Origin of the sequence: Neorhizobium petrolearium (assembly GCF_029854435.1) — a bacterium.
Lineage (GTDB): Bacteria > Pseudomonadota > Alphaproteobacteria > Rhizobiales > Rhizobiaceae > Neorhizobium > Neorhizobium petrolearium.
Genome location: NZ_CP123000.1, coordinates 5,143,398 through 5,160,571 on the forward strand (window position 1 = coordinate 5,143,398; position 17,174 = coordinate 5,160,571).

At 62.0% G+C, this 17,174-nt stretch carries 18 protein-coding genes; 5 read left to right on the forward strand and 13 right to left on the reverse strand.

Annotation, left to right across the window (positions count from 1 at the left end; translation table 11 throughout):
* The first annotated feature begins 10 nt into the window (after positions 1-10).
* On the forward strand, positions 11-154 hold the full coding sequence (gene cydX / locus QEO92_RS24770; RefSeq protein WP_227704779.1) for a cytochrome bd-I oxidase subunit CydX: 144 nt from the start codon (positions 11-13) through the stop codon (positions 152-154).
* A gap of 76 nt (positions 155-230) precedes the next feature.
* On the opposite strand, the gene QEO92_RS24775 is transcribed toward cydX, so the two are convergent.
* Positions 231-578 carry an ArsR/SmtB family transcription factor gene (locus QEO92_RS24775; protein ID WP_320443044.1) on the reverse strand — a complete coding sequence of 116 codons (348 nt, stop codon included), beginning with the start codon at positions 576-578 and terminating at the stop codon, positions 231-233.
* 139 nt (positions 579-717) lie between these two features.
* Here QEO92_RS24775 and QEO92_RS24780 point away from each other — a divergent pair, with 139 nt between their 5' ends.
* The 4 genes from QEO92_RS24780 to QEO92_RS24795 all read left to right on the forward strand — a co-directional run bounded on the left by QEO92_RS24780 (position 718) and on the right by QEO92_RS24795 (position 6,522).
* Positions 718-2,010 (forward strand): NAD(P)/FAD-dependent oxidoreductase, encoded by a 1,293-nt coding sequence (locus tag QEO92_RS24780; RefSeq protein ID WP_227704780.1) that lies wholly within the window; start codon positions 718-720, stop codon positions 2,008-2,010.
* Positions 2,011-2,041: 31 nt separating this feature from the next.
* Entirely contained in the window at positions 2,042-2,245 is a 204-nt protein-coding gene (locus tag QEO92_RS24785; RefSeq protein WP_037152328.1) for a YgaP family membrane protein, read from the forward strand.
* A gap of 81 nt (positions 2,246-2,326) precedes the next feature.
* Positions 2,327-3,340: an efflux RND transporter periplasmic adaptor subunit gene (locus tag QEO92_RS24790; protein WP_037152331.1), complete on the forward strand. Its 1,014-nt coding sequence runs from the start codon at positions 2,327-2,329 to the stop codon at positions 3,338-3,340.
* The gene (locus QEO92_RS24795) at positions 3,337-6,522 is read left to right on the forward strand and encodes an efflux RND transporter permease subunit (RefSeq protein ID WP_227704781.1); all 3,186 of its coding nucleotides are present in this window, start codon (positions 3,337-3,339) and stop codon (positions 6,520-6,522) included. The genes QEO92_RS24790 and QEO92_RS24795 overlap by 4 nt, the downstream gene beginning before the upstream one ends.
* Positions 6,523-6,747: 225 nt before the next feature.
* Here QEO92_RS24795 and phnE (QEO92_RS24800) read toward each other — a convergent pair whose 3' ends face one another.
* The 12 genes from phnE (QEO92_RS24800) to phnF all read right to left on the reverse strand — a co-directional run bounded on the left by phnE (QEO92_RS24800) (position 6,748) and on the right by phnF (position 17,148).
* Positions 6,748-7,599, reverse strand: coding sequence for a phosphonate ABC transporter, permease protein PhnE (gene phnE / locus QEO92_RS24800; RefSeq protein ID WP_227704783.1), 852 nt, complete (start codon positions 7,597-7,599; stop codon positions 6,748-6,750).
* The gene (gene phnE, locus QEO92_RS24805; RefSeq protein ID WP_280107480.1) at positions 7,596-8,513 is read right to left on the reverse strand and encodes a phosphonate ABC transporter, permease protein PhnE; all 918 of its coding nucleotides are present in this window, start codon (positions 8,511-8,513) and stop codon (positions 7,596-7,598) included. The genes phnE (QEO92_RS24800) and phnE (QEO92_RS24805) overlap by 4 nt, the downstream gene beginning before the upstream one ends.
* 56 nt (positions 8,514-8,569) lie before the next feature.
* Entirely contained in the window at positions 8,570-9,481 is a 912-nt protein-coding gene (gene phnD, locus QEO92_RS24810) for a phosphonate ABC transporter substrate-binding protein (protein ID WP_052182901.1), read from the reverse strand.
* A gap of 51 nt (positions 9,482-9,532) precedes the next feature.
* On the reverse strand, positions 9,533-10,357 hold the full coding sequence (gene phnC / locus QEO92_RS24815; protein ID WP_227704785.1) for a phosphonate ABC transporter ATP-binding protein: 825 nt from the start codon (positions 10,355-10,357) through the stop codon (positions 9,533-9,535).
* A gap of 242 nt (positions 10,358-10,599) precedes the next feature.
* On the reverse strand, positions 10,600-11,769 hold the full coding sequence (locus QEO92_RS24820) for an alpha-D-ribose 1-methylphosphonate 5-triphosphate diphosphatase (RefSeq protein WP_227705260.1): 1,170 nt from the start codon (positions 11,767-11,769) through the stop codon (positions 10,600-10,602).
* Positions 11,756-12,505: a phosphonate C-P lyase system protein PhnL gene (locus QEO92_RS24825; RefSeq protein WP_227704786.1), complete on the reverse strand. Its 750-nt coding sequence runs from the start codon at positions 12,503-12,505 to the stop codon at positions 11,756-11,758. The genes QEO92_RS24820 and QEO92_RS24825 overlap by 14 nt, the downstream gene beginning before the upstream one ends.
* Positions 12,506-12,520: 15 nt before the next feature.
* Complete coding sequence (locus tag QEO92_RS24830) at positions 12,521-13,354, reverse strand: ATP-binding cassette domain-containing protein (protein WP_280107481.1); 834 nt, start codon at positions 13,352-13,354, stop codon at positions 12,521-12,523.
* Positions 13,351-14,262: an alpha-D-ribose 1-methylphosphonate 5-phosphate C-P-lyase PhnJ gene (locus QEO92_RS24835; RefSeq protein ID WP_037152346.1), complete on the reverse strand. Its 912-nt coding sequence runs from the start codon at positions 14,260-14,262 to the stop codon at positions 13,351-13,353. The genes QEO92_RS24830 and QEO92_RS24835 overlap by 4 nt, the downstream gene beginning before the upstream one ends.
* Positions 14,259-15,356: a carbon-phosphorus lyase complex subunit PhnI gene (locus tag QEO92_RS24840; protein WP_227704788.1), complete on the reverse strand. Its 1,098-nt coding sequence runs from the start codon at positions 15,354-15,356 to the stop codon at positions 14,259-14,261. The genes QEO92_RS24835 and QEO92_RS24840 overlap by 4 nt, the downstream gene beginning before the upstream one ends.
* Complete coding sequence (gene phnH / locus QEO92_RS24845) at positions 15,356-15,901, reverse strand: phosphonate C-P lyase system protein PhnH (protein ID WP_227704789.1); 546 nt, start codon at positions 15,899-15,901, stop codon at positions 15,356-15,358. Before phnH ends, QEO92_RS24840 begins: the two co-directional genes overlap by 1 nt.
* A 2-nt stretch (positions 15,902-15,903) precedes the next feature.
* Positions 15,904-16,362, reverse strand: coding sequence for a phosphonate C-P lyase system protein PhnG (locus QEO92_RS24850; RefSeq protein WP_037152355.1), 459 nt, complete (start codon positions 16,360-16,362; stop codon positions 15,904-15,906).
* A 6-nt stretch (positions 16,363-16,368) separates the two neighbouring features.
* The gene (gene phnF / locus QEO92_RS24855) at positions 16,369-17,148 is read right to left on the reverse strand and encodes a phosphonate metabolism transcriptional regulator PhnF (protein WP_280107482.1); all 780 of its coding nucleotides are present in this window, start codon (positions 17,146-17,148) and stop codon (positions 16,369-16,371) included.
* Positions 17,149-17,174 lie beyond the last annotated feature (26 nt).

Here is a 17,174-nt window from a genome sequence, read left to right on the forward strand (position 1 = left end):
GAAAACTGGAATGTGGTATTTCGCATGGCTTCTTGGCTTACCGCTTGCCGCCGCCTTCGCCGTCCTCAACGCCATGTGGTACGAGCTGATGGATGACGCGGCGCAGAAGCGGTCCCAATCCGCCTCGGCCGCGACAGATGGTCGCTCGCGATAGCGAACCTGCAGAGGCGCCATCCTGCGATGGCGCCTCTCTCTTTCCGATTTCACCGAAGCGGTCTTTCTCGCGTCAGTCACTTCTTCGGGCCTAAACCCCCACAGAATGCCGAATAGAGCGCGCCGACGACGACCGATACTTCAGGACGTGCGATGCGATAATAAACTGTTGTTCCCTCGCGGCGCGCCTCAACAAGCCCGTCTGCCCTCAGCCGCATGAGTTGCTGCGACATGGGCACCTGTTCGATCAGGAGTTCCTGACGCAGCTCGGCGACGGATTTTTCTCCCTCCGCCAGAGCGCACAGTACCAGCAGGCGCTGTGGATGAGACAGGCTGCGCATCAACTCGGCTGCCGACTCGGCGGCTGGGATCATATTCTCTACATTCATATTATTGAATTTATAATCTTTGAATGTTACATGCAAGGCATTCGAACCGCGCCAGGTAGGCGGGGAGGCCTGTTCCGGTGCCGGATTCCACCACCAGTCCGGCGAAATTGAGCAGGATCAAGGCGGATTGGCGCGACACAGGAAGAATAAGGCAAACGGCTCTGGAGGAAATGCCATGTCTCACATCGTCATTCTTGGTGCAGGTCTCGGCGGAATCATAATGGCCTACGAAATGAAGGCCAAGCTCCGGCGCGATGATCGCGTCACTGTCGTCAACCTGGGCTCGACCTATTCCTTCGTGCCCTCGAACCCCTGGGTCGCCGTCGGCTGGAGGCAGCCGGAGGATATCGCCGTCGACCTTGTTCCCGTGTTGAAGCAGCGGGACATCGCATTGCGCCCGGAAGGGGCCGAACGCGTTGAGCCGGCCTTGAACCGGATCCGGCTCAACGGCGGCGATATCGTCGATTACGATTATCTGGTCATCGCAACGGGGCCGGATCTCGCCTTCGACGAGGTTCCCGGACTTGGCCCGCATGGGTATACTCAATCCATCTGCCATACTGATCATGCCGTGGCGGCCAAGGCGGCTTTCGACAAGCTCGTCAAGGCGCCGGGCCCGATCGTGATCGGCGCCGCACAGGGCGCCTCCTGCTACGGTCCGGCCTATGAATTCGCTTTCATCCTGGACACCGCCCTCCGCAACGCGCGCGTCCGTGACCGGGTGCCGATGACCTTCGTGACACCGGAACCCTATATCGGCCATCTTGGCCTGGACGGGGTCGGCGACACCAAGGGCCTTATCGAAAGCGCTCTCAGGGAGCGACACATCAAATGGATCACCAATGCCAGGACCACCAGGGTCGAGCAGGACAAGCTGTTCGTCGAGGAAGTGAATGACGATGGTTCCGTCAAGACGGCGCACGAACTGCCGTTTTCCTTCTCGATGCTGCTGCCGGCCTTCCGTGGCGTGCCGGCGGTCGCCGGCATAGAAGGGCTGACCAATCCGCGCGGCTTCATCGTCATCGACAAGCATCAGCGTAATCCGGTCTATCCGAATGTCTTCGCGGTCGGGGTGTGCGTTGCTATCCCGCCTGTCGGCAAGACGCCCCTGGCGGTCGGCGTGCCGAAGACGGGGTTCATGATCGAATCCATGGTGACCGCGACGGCGGAAAACATCGCCGCCCTCGTCAAGGGCGGAGAACCGAAGGCCGTTGCGAGTTGGAATGCTGTCTGCCTTGCCGATTTCGGTGATGACGGCATCGCCTTCGTCGCCCAGCCGCAGATACCGCCGCGCAACGTCAACTGGTCGTCGCAGGGGCGCTGGGTTCACGCCGCCAAGGTCGGCTTCGAGAAATATTTCCTTCACAAGGTCCGGCAGGGCAAGAGCGACACCTTCTATGAAAACCTCGTGCTCGACCTGCTCGGAATCAAGAAGCTGAAGGAAATCCACATGGAGACGGCCGAATGAGCGCCGTCCGGGAAAGCAGAAGGAGAAAACAATGACAATCGATCGTGCTGTCATGATGTTTGCAGGCTTCATGGTCCTCGTGTCCCTGGCGCTCGGCTTCTACGTGTCGCCGTGGTGGTATCTGCTGACGGTCTTCGTCGGGCTGAACCTGATCCAGGCTTCGGTCACCGGCTTTTGCCCGGCGGCCATCGTCTTCAAGAAGCTCGGAATCAAGGCCGGCACCGCGTTCCACTGAACAGCGGCAGCGGGTGATCCGACGATATCCCTCCAACATGGGGAGCAGCAGGCAATGCCGCTCCCCGAAAGAATAGCATCCATGTTTCGATCTATTATTCACCTTGCCGGTGCCGCCCTCATCGCGACGACGGTTCTCGCAGTCCAGGGGTCCTGGGCTGCGGAGTTCATCGTCAAGCCTGTCACGATTCACGAGATGAAGGCCGTTTTCGGTCAGGTCGAAAGCCATATCGTGGTTCCGGCCCGCACCCGCATCGGCGGCTCCGTCCGCGAGATACACGTTAGCGAGGGTGACGAGGTCAATGAGGGACAGATCATCGCGCTGATTGTCGACGACAAGCTCGCGCTTCAACTCAACGCAGCGGACGCCAAGATCAAGGCGCTGAACTCGCAGCTCGATAACGCCCGCATCGACCTTGAACGGTCGCAGCAGCTTAGGGAAACTGGCACCGGCAGCCAGGCTCGCCTGGATCTGGCAAGAACGCAGTTTGAGGTAACCTCCAACGAGGTGACCGTCGCCAAGGCAGAGAAGGCCGTAATCGAGCAGAATGTGCGGGAAGGCGAGGTTGTCGCGCCGGCGACCGGTCGGGTACTCACCGTGCCGGTAACCCTCGGTTCCGTCGTCCTGGCTGGGGAAGATATCGCTCGCGTCGCCCCGGGCCCGTATTATCTGAGACTGTCCCTGCCGGAACGCCATGCGACGGAAATCGTGCAGGGCGCGCCGGTCATGGTCGGGGAACGGGGCCTCACGCAGTCTCCTGGCCAGGCCGCCACCGCCCATGCGGGGCGGATTGTCAAGATCTATCCGGAAATCAGCGACGGACGTGTGATCGCCGATGTCGAGGTCGAAGGCATTGGTGACTACTTCGTCAAGGAGCGCACGCTGGTATCGATCCCGGTCGGCAAGCGCACGGCTCTCGCCGTGCCGCCGGAGGCAATCCGCACCGTGCATGGCGTCGACTATGTGAAGGTCGCCACAGCCGATGGCGAAATGGATGTCGCCGTGATCCTGGGAGAAACCTTCGAAGAGGACGGCATGAAGCGCACCGAGGTCCTCTCGGGCCTGCGCGACGGCGATCGGATCCTGCTGCCATGAAAGTTGGTATCGCTGGCGGTCTTACCCGCGCCTTCATCACCTCCCCGCTGACACCGCTTTTCCTGCTGGCTGCACTGGCGCTCGGCCTGGTCGCGCTGCTGACGCTGCCGCGCGAAGAGGAGCCGCAGATCTCCGTGCCGATGGTCGACATCCACGTCGATGCGAACGGGCTCAAGGCGGAGGATGCAGTCAAGCTCGTCACCGAGCCGCTCGAGACCATCGTCAAGAGCATCGATGGGGTCGAGCATGTTTATTCCCAGACCGAGGACGATGGCACCTTGGTCACCGCGCGTTTCGAGGTCGGCACCAATGCGGATGCGGCCATTCTCCGTGTGCACGAAAAGATCCGCGCGAATATGGACCGTATCCCGGTCGGTATTCCGGAGCCGCTGATCGTCGGCCGCGGGATTGATGATGTTGCGATCGTCGTCGTCACCCTGCGGCCGAACGAGGAGGCCGCCTCGCGCTGGACGGCGAACGATCTGACGCGGCTGGCGCGGGAACTGCAGGTCGAGGTTTCGAAACTGCCCGATATCGGCCTGACCTACATCGTCGGCGAGCAGCCGGAGCAGTTCCGCGTCGAGCCAGACCCCGAAAAGCTCTCGCTCTACGGCATCACGCTGCAACAGCTTGCCGCCAAGATCGAGGGGGCCAATCGTTCGTTCCGCATCGGCACGATCCGTGATGATGGCGGTCAGCGTGCCGTCGTTGCCGGCCAGACCCTTCAGGCGCTGCCGGAGATCGGCAACCTGCTGCTCACCGCGCGAGACGGGCGACCTGTCTATGTACGCGATGTCGCCAGGGTCGTCCTTGCGACGTCGCCCGCGGAGAACCGCGTCACGGATATCCGCAAGGCCCAGGACGGGCTCAACCGGGCACCGGCGGTTTCGCTCGCCATCGCCAAGCGACCCGGCACCAACGCCGTGGTGATCGCGGAAGAGATCCAGCAGCGCCTCGAACAGGTACGCGGCCAGATCTTCCCGGCCGATGTGGAGATGACGGTCACGCGTAATTACGGTGAGACCGCCAATGAGAAGGCCAACGAGCTTCTGTTCCATCTCGGCCTGGCGACGGTCTCCATCGTCGTGCTCGTCGCCGTTGCCATCGGCTGGCGCGAGGCCATCGTTGTCGCGGTCGTCATCCCGACGACCATCCTGCTCACGTTGTTTTCGGCATGGATCATGGGCTATACGCTGAACCGCGTCAGCCTGTTCGCTCTCATCTTCTCGATCGGCATCCTGGTCGATGACGCGATCGTCGTCATCGAGAACATCGCGCGCCACTGGGCGATGCATGACGGACGTTCGCGAACGCAGGCCGCCATCGATGCGGTTGCCGAGGTCGGCAATCCCACCATCGTTGCGACGCTGACGGTGGTCGCGGCCCTTCTGCCCATGCTTTTCGTGTCGGGCATGATGGGGCCTTACATGAGCCCGATCCCTGCCAACGCTTCGGCGGCCATGCTGTTTTCCTTTTTCGTGGCCGTGATCCTCACCCCGTGGCTCATGCTGAAGATCAGCAGGGAACATGCGGGCGGGGGGCATGATACGGCAGGTGCAGAAGGTGGCATGCTTGGCCGGCTCTACGTCGCAGCCGCCCGGCCGATCCTCAAGACCAAGGCACGTTCCTGGGCATTTCTCCTGATCGTCGGCTTCGCCACGCTGGCTTCGCTCGGGCTCCTCTATACGAAGCACGTGACGGTGAAGCTGCTGCCGTTCGACAACAAGTCCGATCTCCAGGTCGTCCTCGACCTGCCGAAGGGATCGTCTGTGGAGGATACGGACCGCTCCCTGCAGGCCGTCGTCGAAAGGCTCGCCCCGGTTCCGGAGATCGTCTCGTTCCAGGCCTATGCGGGAACGGCCGCGCCCTTCGATTTCAACGGGCTGGTACGGCACTACTATCTGCGGGCCAATCCCGAGCAGGGTCAAGTGGCCGTGAACCTCTCGCCCAAGGGCGAGCGGGAGCGCGCAAGCCACGCCATTGCTCTTGATCTGCGCGAGCGTCTCAAGGGGCTGGACCTGCCGGAGGGCGCCGTGCTGAAGATCGTGGAGCCGCCGCCCGGCCCGCCGGTGATCGGCACCCTGCTTGCCGAAGTTTACGGTCCGGACCCGGAAACTCGTCGCGCGGTGGCCGGCAAGGTGCGTGAAGCCTTCGCAAGCGTCCCCTTCATTGTCGATGTCGATGACAGCTATCACAACCAGTCGGAACGGACGCGCATCGCCATCGACCAGGACAATCTCGAATATTACCGGGTCGAGCAGTCCGACGTCTATGATACGTTGAACTATCTCTATGCCGGCACGACGGTCGGTTATTCCCATCGGGGCGGCCGTCAGCCGATCCCAATCCGGATCGCCCTGCCGAAGGAGGCCGCCACGGTCGGCGAGCGTGCATTGGCGACGCCGGTGCCTGCCAATACGCTGCCGGGCGGGCGCGGTGTGGTCGAACTCGGCGACGTGGTCGATGTCCAGCGCGAACCGGCATCCTATCCGGTCTTCCGGCACAATGGCCGCGCGGCGGAAATGGTGATGGCCGAGCTTGCGGGTGCCTACGAAGCGCCGATCTACGGCATGCTCGCCGTGCAGGACGCCATCGACAAGGCCGACTGGGGCAATCTGCCGAAGCCCGTCACCTCTCTTCACGGACAGCCTGACGACGAGACCCGGCCGACGCTCCTGTGGGACGGCGAATGGGAGGTGACCTGGGTGACCTTCCGCGACATGGGGGCAGCCTTCATGGTAGCGATCCTCGGCATTTACATCCTGGTCGTCGCCCAGTTCGGTTCGTTCAAGCTGCCGCTGGTCATCCTGACGCCGATTCCGCTTACTTTCATCGGTATCATGCTGGGGCACTGGCTGTTCGGCGCTCCGTTTACGGCAACCTCGATGATCGGCTTCATTGCGCTGGCCGGCATCATCGTGCGCAATTCCATCCTGCTCGCCGACTTCATCCGCCATGCCGGCGGACCTGACCGGCCGCTGGTCGACGTGCTGCTGGAGGCGGGTGCCATCCGTTTCAAGCCGATCCTGCTCACCGCGCTTGCGGCGATGATCGGCGCCGCGGTCATTCTCGCCGATCCGATTTTCCAGGGGTTGGCGATCTCGCTGCTCTTCGGGCTTGCCTCGTCGACGCTGCTCACGGTGCTGGTCATTCCGGCGGTCTACCGCGTTCTGCGGAGCTGACCGTGTGATTGATGGCGGGGACGCAAGGGCCCCGCCATCGCAAGGTTTCCTTGTCAGGCCGGAAGCTGTGGCTTCAGAAGGTCGGAGAGGCCGACCCTGCGCGGCATTTCGGCCCGGACGCGGTCGAGCACGGCGAAGCCCACGTCGGTACCATCCCGGGTCGGTCCGGACGAAGATCGTAGGTCTGGCATTGTGCATCAGGACATCGATGCGGCCGTCAACATCTTAGATCAGCTTCCTGCGGATCCATGCCGATGCGGAATCGATCATGTAGACGGTGGCGATGATCAGGAAGATGATCGACCAGGCCTCCGACCATCGGAAGGCGTGCATGCGATCGGCCAGCAGAAAACCGATGCCGCCTGCGCCGACAATGCCGAGGATTGTGCCGGAGCGGGCGTTGGATTCGAAATTGTAGAGAATGATCGACAGGATCACCGGCAGTGCCTGCGGCATGATCGCGTAGCGTATGGCTTGCATGTTGCTGCCGCCGGACGCCTTCACGCCGTCGACGGGCTTGCGCGACGTATTCTCGATCGCCTCGGAGAACAGTTTGGCGAAAGTGCCGACCTCCGAGACGGCTATGGCGAGGATGCCGGCGAGCGGACCGAGCCCGAAGGCGCGGATGAAGATCAGGGCGAGGATGATCTGTTCCACGGCACGCAGCGTATCGAATCCGCGGCGGGACAACAGTCGAAGCCAGGTGAGCGGCATGATGTTCTTCGCCCCGAGAAAGGCGAGCGGCAGGGCGACGACAGCTCCGAGCAATGTCCCGAGGAAGGCCATCACGACGGTTTCGCCGAGGCCTTCGAGGATTTCGCTCCATTCCTGCCATGTGGTCCACAGATGCGGCGGGAACATGAAGGCAAGGATATTGCCGAGCCGCGACAGGCCCTCGATGAGCCTTCCCGGCGTGGCGCCGAAAGCCACGGCGCTATAGGCAAGCGGGGCGATCAGCACAATCGTGATGATCGCCGGTGCGAGACGCCGCAACAGGGGGCGGCGGAACGCATCCGGCAGGCGGGCCCTGGCGGCATTCACGAGATCGATATCATGGAAGTCGGAAGCGCGCGTCATGTCCAGTGCTCCGAGAGGCCGATAATTCTATGGCGCAGTTTCTCGCTCAGGAAATCGATGATGATGACGCTGACGAGGATGATGACGAAGAGCGCCGAGAGGTCCGTATATTCCTGCAGGGACATTGCGGTGCGGATTTCCTGGCCAAGCCCGCCCGCTCCGACATAACCGATGATGGAGGAGGACCGGACATTGATCTCGAACCTCAGCAACGTATAGCTGATCACGTTCGGAATGACCTGGGGCACGGCGCCGTAGCGCATCTGCTGGAACCAGTTGCCACCGGATGCCTTGATGCCGTCGAGTGGCCGCATATCGATATTCTCGTTGGCTTCCGAATAGAGCTTGCCGAGCGAGCCGGTTGCGTGAACGCCGATCGCAAGCATCCCGGCAAGCGGGCCGACACCGAAGCAGAAGACGAAGATGAGCGCCCAGACGAGTTCGGGAACGGTGCGGATGATCTCGAGATAGCGGCGCACGAGAATCGAGAGCCACCGGCCAGGGCTCAGATTGCGCGCCGCGAGAAAGCTGAGCAGGAAACCTCCTGCGACGCCGAGAACGGTTGCCGCATAGGCGATGAGGATCGTTTCCCCAAGCAGGCGCAACCATGTCTCCCAGCGCCAGAACCATTCGGTGAGGTCGGGTCCGAGGCTCGTCAATCTCAGCGTCGGGATGGTCTTTTCGAGATATTCGCCAAGTCGCGGCAGGCCGGCCCACAGCTTCGGCATCGAAACGCGCTCGCCGGAAGGCAGCGTGACGTCGGTAAAGCCGAAGAAACCGCCGACATAGGCCGAAAACAGCACGGCGCCGGCAAAGAGGAGCGTGGAGGCGACCTGCAGGCGCCGCGCCTTCTTCCGGGTCTTCGCATATTCGGTCTCGAAACCGTGGATCGCTTGGGAAAGATCGCTCATCATCGATGTCCCGCAAATCGGCGACACCGGCCATTCCGGTGCCGCGCCTTTCTCCCGTATCAGCCCTGGCGGCGCTGTTTCTTCAGCCAGTCGCGCATCTCGATGATCCATTCGTAGCGCTTATGGTCGACCTCGATATAGCCGTTCACGGTCGGGTCGCCGGACGTGATTTCCTTGTAGACGGCGGGGTCGTTCTTCGGCAGGTCTTTGACGGCGGTCCTGACCGCTGCGATCAGGCCGGCCGGCAGGTTCTTGCGGGCGGTGAGGGGACCGTTGGTGATTTCCGGCGATTGCCAGATACGACAGATCTGCCCCGCAGCGATCATGCCCTTGGTTTCCATGCGCTGCGGAATGCCGTTCTTCTCGGTATTGATATAGGTGGCAGCAGCATCGAACTGCTTGTTGAAGACGCCCATCACGCCGGTTTCATGCGAGCCGGAGAAGGGAACGGCCGAAAAGAAGGTCTTTGGATCGTAGCCCTGCTTTACCAGGTTGAAATAGGGAACCGCATAACCGGACGTGGAATCCGGATCCGCAAAGGCCAGAACCTTGCCCTTCAGGTCGTCGATGCTTTTGTAACCGGAATCGCAGCGGACGGTGACGACCGAAAAGTAGCCGCTTGATCCATCCTTGTCGACGCCCGCGAGCAGCGGCTCGACGCCGCCATTCGTCTCGGTATAGGCGGCGGCATAGGCCGACGAGCCGAGCGAGGCGAATTCGATCTGGTCGGCGGCCAGTGCCTGGATCACACCGTCATAATTGCCGGCGGTGAAGATTTCGACGTCAACGCCGAGCTGTTTTTCGAGATAGGCTTCGAAGCCCTTCCAGCGGGCGACGCGGTCCTTCTCGTTTTCGCCCGAGAGGACGCCGTAGCGGATCGTCTTGTAGGTCTGTTTCCATTCCTGTGCATGGGCGGAGCCGGCAAGGGCAAGCGCGGCCGTTACGGCCATCGTCAAGAGGACGTTCTTCATTATGTTTCTCCAGGGATTGATTATACCCGGCGCTGTTGCCGGAGCTTGGCGTCACGCCATTGTCGTCTGCCTGGCTTGAGAGCCTGCGGGAGGAGCAATGGCTGTTGATGTCACGGATTCATCGATTTCGAAGTCTGCATCGTCGCCGACGCCATAGATCGAGTTCAATCGATCGCGCGTCAGCTCGTTGGGCAGGCCTTCGAAGACGATGCGGCCGGCGCGCATGGCGATGATCCTGTCGCAATAGGCCCGCGCCGTATCGAGCGTGTGGAGATTGACAAGAACCGTGATCCCGTCCTCCCGGTTGATCTTCCGCAGGGCTTCCATGACGCGGGTCGCATTCGCCGGATCGAGCGACGCAATCGGCTCGTCGGCAAGCATGATTTCGGGACGTTGAACCAGGGCTTTGGCGATGGCGACCCGTTGCTGTTGCCCGCCGGACAGCGTCCCCGCCTTCTGCAGGGCCTGCGGCAAAAGTCCGAGACGATCGAGCGCCTGGACGGCCATGGCCCTCTCCGCTTCGCTGAAGTGCCGCGTTATCGTTGGCAGAAAACCTTGATGCGCGACGCGGCCGATCAGGACATTGGTGAGGACATCCATCCTCTCCACGAGATTGAACTGCTGGAAGATCATGGCGCAGGACGCACGCCACAAACGCAGGTCGCGCCCCTTCAGTTTGGTGATATCGCGCCCATTGAAAAGGATTTTTCCGTTCGAAGGCTCGATCAGCCGGTTGACCAGCCGCAGCAGTGTCGATTTGCCCGCACCGCTTCTTCCGATGATGCCGACCATCTGGCCGGCATCGATGGTCACCGTCACATCATCGACAGCATCCACCTGTCCAAAGGATTTCTTCAGAGAGTATAGTTCCAGCATCTATCCCATCCAAAAAAACAACATGGATTTTGGTCTCCCATCGAAGGGATGGCAGTGCCTGCCTACTGGAAGTATTTCATAGTTGTCGTGCATGACAGAATTATTATATTTCGTGAATTTTCAAAAAAATATTTCAGAATATTTGAAAAACGTTCGAAACTTTCAAATGATTGCTTTATTTTTTGGAATAAATGACCACCTGTCGTGCAGGCCGGGCCTTTGGACCTGGCCTGCAGTGTTCTTCACGCAGCCACTTTGGGACGATTGCCAACGACCCCGTCCGACCAGACCTGTTGCCCCGCTCGGATGGTGGCCCGCAACCTCGGCATTCTGCCTCTTTCCGCAATGACGAGATCGGCGCGCAATCCTTCTTCGATACGGCCGCGATCTGACAGTCCGAGGGCCGCCGCCGGATTCGCGCTGGCGAGCGCCGCGGCAGCCGGCAATCCGCCGTTGCCGATCTCCGCAAGCGCCAGCACGGCGGGCAGGATCGCGGAGGGGTGATAATCGCTGGCGAGAATATCGAGCACGCCGGCCGCAAAGGCTTCACGCGCCGAGAGGTTTCCGGAATAGGAAAGGCCGCGCAGTGCGTTTGGTGCGCCCATGGCGGTCGCAAGGCCGAGGCGACGGGCTTCGGCGGCCACTTCGAGCGTGATCGGAAATTCGCTGATCGCCACCCCGAGGCCGTGCATCAGCGATACTTTTTCGAGCGTGTCGTCGTCGTGCGAGGCAATCGAGACGCCCTTGTCCCTGGCCAGCTCCGCCAGTCCCGTAACGACATGCGTTGCATCGCCATGGGCCTCGCGCTGGGCCATTCGTTCCTTCACCATCTCGACGGCGGCCGCGTAGTCGATCTTCCTCGCCTTCGCCATGTTGCGGGTGTGGATTTCGAGATCGCGATACTGGCCTTGTCCCGGCGTGTGATCCATCAGCGAGATCAGGCCGAGCGCGCCGGCCGCCATCAGCTTTTCGGCGACTTCCACCGCGGATGGGAAAGTGATCTCGAAACGGGCATGGACCCGATGGTCGACGAGGAGTTCGTCGCGCATTTTCCCCAACGTCTCGATCATCACGGTCGTATGCTCGACGGAGCGGACATGGCCATAGGTAGCCGGCGTGAAGGCGAGTGCCGCATAGGCGGTGGTGACACCGTTGGCCGCGAGTTTCTTGTCGAGATCGTAGATGCCGAGTTCGAGCGGCATGCGCACGTTGGCGCGCGGTTCGATTTCCTTCTCGATCATGTCTCCATGCATGTCGACGAAGCCGGGCAGGAGGAGCCGGCCATCGCCGCTGATATCCGCATCCGGTACGGGCGTGTCGCGGATCTCGGCGATCAGCCCGTCTTCGATCCTGACGGCCCCGCGTTCTATTACCCGATCGCGCAGGACGATCTCGAAATCACTCAACCACATCCTCTTCTGCCTCATCTGCAATCCTGATTGTTTCCAATTGAATTTCCCGGTCGATCAGACCGGCTACGTCTTCGGGATGATGGAAGACCCCGATCATTGCAACACCGGAGGCCTTGAGCTCGGCCAAGCGCCCGACCAGCGCCCGGCGCGCCGAGCGGTCGAGCGAGGCCGTCGGCTCGTCGAGCAGCAGAAGGCGCTGCGGCAGGATGAGCGCCCGCGCGAGATTGACCTTCTGCTGCTCGCCTCCCGAAAATGTCGAGGGATAGGCTGGCCAGAGCTGCGGCTTGACACCGAAGGCGGCAAGCCAGCGGCGGGCTTCCGATAGGGCCTCGGCGCGCGGCGTGCCGGCAAGCCTGAGGGGCTCGGCGACGATCTCGTCCGCGGCCACGCGCGGACGTGCGTTGAGGAACTGCGTGACAAAACCGATCTCCCGGCGGCGCAGCAGGGCGATGTCGACATCGGCGGCGGCCGCGAGGTCGATGACGCCTTCCCGCGTGTGGTAATAGGCATGCCCCGCGCGCGGCAGGTAAGACCGGTAGAGGGTCCGCAGAAGGGTGGATTTGCCCGCGCCGTTTTCGCCCTTCAACAGGATGAACTCGCCCTCGTTCAGCTCGAAGCCGATATTTTCGAAGGCAAACAGGGTGCGCTTCAGATGATGCATTTCGAACTGTTTCGAAAGGCCTTCGACGCGCAGCACCGGCGCAGGTGACGGCATCGCGGATGTGTGAATGTTCACGTTCGCCTCTTCACGTCAGAGTTTCGCATGCACGAGCTGCTGGGTGTATTCATGCTGCGGGTCCTGGAATATCTGGTCCGCAAGCCCCTGCTCCACCACCTCGCCCCTGCGCATCACCATAACCCGGTCTGCCATCGTGCGTATGACGCCGAGATCATGCGAGACGAGTACCATGGTGATGTTGCGGTCGCGCTGCAACGTCTTCAGTGTATCGAGGACGAGGGCCTGGACGCTGACGTCGAGACCTGTCGTCGGCTCATCGAGCAGAAGCAATGCCGGTTCGAGCGCGATCGCCTTGGCGAGCTGGACGCGCTGCTGCATTCCGCCCGACAGTTCGGAAGGCCGCGCGTCCATGCGCGTCAGTGGAAATTCGGAGGCGTCGAGCGCTTCCCTGGCGCGCTGGCGTAAGGCAGCGAAGTTGCGTTCGCCGGCGATCAGCAATCGCTCGGCGACATTGCCGCTGCTGCTGTGCCTCATCAGCAGGCCAAGATGCGGGTTCTGGTAGACGATGCCGATATGGTGCGCTCTCAGCATCCTCCGCTGGAAGCGGTCGAGCGTGAAGAGGTTGTCGTCTATACGCCCGGGAAGCGCCAGGTGATAGGTGCCGGCATCGGGCGTGTCCTCAAGGTTCATCATCCTCAGCAGCGTGGACTTGCCGGAGCCGGATTCTCCGACGATGCCGAGCACTTCGCCCGGATAGACCATGACATCGACGCTTCGAAGCGCCTGCACGTCGCCGTAAGTACGGCTGATGCCGTGCATTGTCAGGATGGGCGCTGCCGTCATCAGTCGCGGAGGCTGGTGCCGGATGGCCGGCGTGCGGCCATCGAAGAATGCGTCGGCCATCATTCCATCCTTCCGTTCTTGTACCAGGTTTCGCTGAGCGTCACCGGCTCGCCCTCCGCCTTGCGGATGTTCTTGATGCCGAAATGACTGTCGGAGAGCTCATAGAGCGACGAGCCGTCGTCCTGCGGCAGCTCGTTCATGAAGAAGCCTTCGACCCCGCTGCGGTAGCAGGTCTTGTCCTGATGGTCCTCGACGCGATAGGGCACGTCGTCGAAAACGAGAGGTTCGACGCTGGTATGAGGCGGCACGGCGAAGATGCGCTTTTCCCGCCCCGCCGAAAGGATCGTCAGGTGGTCTGCCTGGTTGAGCTTGGGTACGTCCCAGCGCGGGATCGGCGACGGCGTCATGACATGGCGGCCGTTGACCATGCTGGGATAGCTCGATCCCTGCATGATCCGCCCCGATCTGACGAGCTGCTCATAAAGGATCAGCCAGAGCTGGCCGTAATCCGCATCGCCATGCATTTCGCGGGCGATCGACATGTCAGGCTGGACCGGGCGCAGCGGCTCCGGATTGGGAACCTGCAGCACGAGAATCTGATCCTCGCGGAGCTTTTCCTCCGGAATGCGGTGGCGGGACTGGATGATCGTCGCCTCGGTCGTATCACTGGTCTCGGTGGCGCCGCCGACCTTGGCAAGGAACTTGCGGATGCTGCTGGCATTGACCGAATCGTCCGCCCCCTGGTCGATCACTTTCACCACCGAGTCCGGTTTGAGAAGCGTGAGCGTGACCTGCAGTCCGCCGGTGCCCCAGCCGCGGGCAATCGGAACGTCGCGGCTCGCGTAAGGGACCTGGTAACCGGGAATGGCAATAGCCTTGAGGGTGCGTCGGCGAATTTCACGCTTGGCCGATTCATCGAGAAAACCATAGTTGAAGGCCGACCATGGCTTGGTCAGTTCATTGAGTTTCACAGCAAAACCTCGTCTTCTTCTGGCTGCATTTCCGTCTCGGGCTTTGCCTTTGCGATGGCGGCTTCCTGCTGGTCCGTTTTGACCCGGCGCAAGGCGTCGAGGCTCGACTGGAACGTCACGTAATGCGGCAGCTTGAAGTGGATGCAGAAGCCGGAGCTTTCGACTGGCTCGGTATGATAGAGTACGAATTCCTCGTTCGATGCCGGATGCGGGTTCGGCTGGCTAGAGGCGAGATCGAGCGTTGCGGCGGCGATCACCTTCACCTCGTTCCAGCCGAAGGTAGCCGCAAATCCGAGTTCCAATTCCCTCGCCTTGGAGATCACCTCCGTCTGGCTGATGCGGACGCGGCCGGCGCTGAAGACCGTTCCGCGTGGATGGCGCATGCGCACCGGTGCTTCGGCAAGCCGCAGTTCGTTGACGGTCGGGTGGACCGAGCCGTAGCCCCGCATCGTCGAATAACCGAGCGCCAAAGTCCCGCCCGTGTCGGCGCGCGCCAGGCTCTGCAGCTTGTGGGCGCGGCTTGCCGGGAAAAGCAACGGTTCGCGGGTAACATCCGGAATGTCCTCCGGCGGCACGGTTTGAGCCGGATGGTCGGGGATAAGCCCCTGCGCCTTCTGCCAGGCAGCGAGCGAGGGCTGGGTCGCCGGTGCGGGTTCCTTCGCGGGCTCGACCGCCGGCGGTTCGTAATTCTGGCCGTTCAGCACGCCGACCTGCAGCAGGCGGTGGGAATAATCGAGCGTCGGCCCGAGAATCTGTCCGCCGGGAATGTCCTTGAAGGCGGCGGAAATGCGCCGGACCGTGAAGAGATCCGGCTGCGTCACCGGTTCTGCAACGGCAAGCCGCGGCTGGGTCGTCCGGTAGGCCCGCAACAGAAGCACCGCCTCGTAGAGGTCGCCTCCGGCCTGCGCCAGCGCAAGCGCGGCAAGGTCGGGTTCGTAAACCGAGGCTTCTCCCATCAGCCTGTCGATCAGGTAGGGAAGGCCCTCGCGCATGGCATCCACCCGCTCGCGGGTGATGATGCCGAGATCTTCGCGGTAGAACCTCTCGGATTGTTCGATGGCGCGTTCGCCGCCTCTCGTTGCTACATAGGCCATCACAGCACCTCGATCTTGGTTGACCGGGGGATGCCGATCAGCCGGTCGCCATCCAAGACGTAGAGATCCCATCCGAGCGGATAGTGGATGGAATTGGCGCGCATCCGCCAGAAGGACGGATGGATGCCGTCGATCCGGATGGTGAGCGATCCGCGTATGCCGGGACCAATTAGGCGCAATGCCTGTCCGGCGCCGAAACGGGCTGACGCAAAAAGCGTGGCTGCCTCGTCCGGATAGGCGAGCGTGCCGATGCGCAACCCCGAGAGCATGGCCACATCCTCGGCAGTTGCGAGCGGCGCGAAGACATAGTCGGCGTTCTCGATGGCGGCGGGTTTTCCGCCCGTCAGCATGAGCAGTTCGGAAAGCGCGGCGTCATCCGCGATGTGGAACGTACATTCGCGATCGATGAGGGTTTCGGCTATGGCTCGAAAGCCGGTTGTGGGAAGGCGGCGCTCCAGCCCGGGACGGGCGAGCGCCCACATCAGCTCTTCGAAAGCCGCATTGGTGCGGATGTCCCCGGCGGTCGGAAGGATGGACAAGGTCATGGTCAGAAGGTCTCCATCTGCACGCGTGTCGCCTCGACCTTCCTCAGCCGCTTGCGATCGCCCTCTTCCTGATGGGTCTTCTCGGAGTCGAGAAATTCGAGAACCAGCTCGCCGGAATGCTCCGCCGCGATTGCCGCATCGATGACGGCGATCGCCATGGCATGCTCCAGATCGCGGCCGACGACCGCGCCATAGCCCTCGACGTTTCGCCCGGGCACGCGGATATGGGCTTCGGCGAGCAAGACTTCACCAAGATGGAACGCCGTGTCGCGGACCGTGTCGACCATCGGCAGCATGGCAAGGCCGGTGCGGTTGACGAGCACGTCCACATCCCCGAGCCCATCCAGAAGTGCTTCCGCGCAGGCCTTTATCCGGGCGGGCCGGCTGGCTGCCATGATGCTGAGTGTTTCGCCGTGGCTGTATGGGCCGATGAACGGTTCTGCGTCTTTGAGATCGGTCATGCTTCCCTACTCTTTCTGTGCACCGGCCGCCGCATCCACGTTGCCGGGCTCTTCGTCGTAATCGATCGCGAACTGGATACGCTCTCCCGCCCAGACGGTTTCCGAATAACCGATCGGGCAGCCTTGCATGTCGACATCGACCTTTTGGACCACGAGCACCGGCTGTTCCTGCGACTGTGCCAGAAGGCGAGCCTCCTCGGTGATCGGGAGGCGCGTGAAGATCGTGGTGCGATGGCGCAAGTAATCCGGAATGCCGAAGTCCCGGTAGATTTCGGTCACCGATACGCCCTGATGCCGGCGAATGTGCATGTTGGGAAACCGGCTGACCGGGTGATAGGCGCGACTGATGGTGATCGGGACGTCGTCGGCAAATCCCCGCCGGACGATCATATAGACCGGGTCGCTTTCCGGTATCCGAAGCGCCGCGGCCACGATGGGCGGCGCCGGGATTTCCAGTTCCTCGACCGGCTGGCCCGAGGGAACGCGCCCCTGTTCCTTGAGGTTCTTGCTGAACCTCGTCCGTCGCGCGATGTTATAGCGGATGACGGACTGCTCCTCCACGAAAGTGCCGCGCCCCTGTTCGACACGGACTTTTCCTGCGCTGGCGAGCTCGGCAATCGCGCGCCGGACGGTATGTCGCCCGACGCTGAACCGATGCATGATCTCGATCTCGGTCGGCAACCGGGCTCCGGGGACAAGCGTTCCGGAGGCGATGTCCCTGCTGATCTGTTCTTCGACTGTCTGCCATTGCCCCCATTTGGAGCGGATGGCTGGCGCTTCAGACATCTCTATCATTCGGATGAATCCTGAAT